We start from the raw sequence: 1576 nt of genomic DNA, 5'->3' as shown, positions 1-1576 counted from the left end.
ACCGGAGGCATCGGCCGGCACGTCGCCCGCTGGCTCGCCCGCCGCGGCGCCCCGCACATCGTGCTCGTCAGCCGCAGCGGCCCCGACGCCCCCGGCGCCGGGGAACTCGCCGCGGAGATACGCGCGTCGGGCTCCGAGGTGACCCTCGCGGCCTGCGACATCACCGACCGGGACGCCCTGCGCACCCTGCTCGACGGCCTGCCCGAGGACCAGCCGCTGACGTCGGTGTTCCACACCGCGGCCACGCTGGACGACGGCACCCTGGACACCCTGACCGGCGCACGCGTCGAACGGGCCGGCCGCGCCAAGACCCTGGGCGCGAGGCACTTGCACGACCTCACCGCACAGGCGCCGCTGACCGCGTTCGTCCTGTTCTCCTCGTTCGCCTCCGCGTTCGGCGCACCGGGCCTGGGCGGCTACGCACCGGGCAACGCCTACCTCGACGGCCTGGCCCGGCAGCGGCGCGCCGCGGGGCTGCCCGCGACCTCCGTGGCCTGGGGCACCTGGGCCGGCAGCGGCATGGCGGAGGGCCCCGTCGCCGAGCGCTTCCGCCGCCACGGCGTCGTGGAGATGGCTCCCGAGGAGGCACTCGACGCCCTGCAGACCGCTCTGGACCGGGCGGAGGTCTGCCCGATGATCATCGGCATCGAGTGGGCGGACTTCCTGCTCGCGTACACCGCGCAGCGGCCCACCCGGCTCTTCGACGCGCTGCCCGAGGCCCGGGACGCCCTCGCGTCCGTACGTCGCGAGCACGGCGGGGCGGGGACACCGCTCGGCGCTCTGGCGGACGTGCCGGCCGCCGAGCGCGGCCGGGTCCTTCTGGACCTGGTGCGGCAGCACGCCGCGGCGGTGCTCGGGCACCGGGACCCGGAACGGATCGACCCGGAACGGGCCTTCCGCGAGCTCCACTTCGACTCGCTGGCCTCGGTGGAGCTGCGCAACCGGCTCACTGCCGCGACCGGCCTGCGCCTGCCCGCGACCCTCGTCTACGACCATCCGCACGCCCAAGCCGTCGCCCTCTTCCTCGAAGCCGAACTCTTCGGCGCGGCGGTGTCCGAGCCGGGCGCGCGGCCCGCTGCCGGTGGCGCCCCGGACCGCGATGAGCACGATCCGGTCGTGATCGTGGGCATGGCCTGCCGGTTCCCCGGCGGCGTCAACTCCCCTGAAGAACTCTGGGAGTTCCTCACATCGGGCGGCGACGCCTCGGCCGCGGCGCCGGACGACCGGGGCTGGGAGCGGCGCGGAACCCCGGGCACGGGCCGCCCCATGGGCAACTTCCTCGACGCGGCGGGGGACTTCGACCCGGCGTTCTTCGGGATCTCGCCGCGCGAGGCGCTGGCGATGGACCCGCAGCAGCGCCAGGTCCTCGAAACCACCTGGGAGGCGTTCGAGCGGGCGGGCATCGTGCCGCAGACCCTGCGCGGCAGCGACACCGGGGTGTTCCTCGGCATGTCGCACCAGGGGTACGCGACCGGGCCCGTCGAGGGCCGGGACGAGGTCGAGGGCTATCTGCTCACCGGCAGCACCGCCAGCGTCGCCTCCGGCCGGGTGGCGTACGTGCTGGGGTTGGAGGGGC

1 protein-coding gene is annotated in these 1576 nt (G+C 75.5%); it reads left to right on the top strand.

The features are described from left to right. The coding region (locus tag G3I40_RS46225; RefSeq protein ID WP_164560770.1) for a type I polyketide synthase at positions 1–1576 on the top strand (1576 nt) is incomplete at both ends.

This window comes from Streptomyces sp. SID14478, from assembly GCF_010548525.1.
Taxonomy (GTDB): Bacteria; Actinomycetota; Actinomycetes; order Streptomycetales; family Streptomycetaceae; genus Streptomyces.
This window is presented reverse-complemented; position numbering and strand designations above follow the sequence as displayed.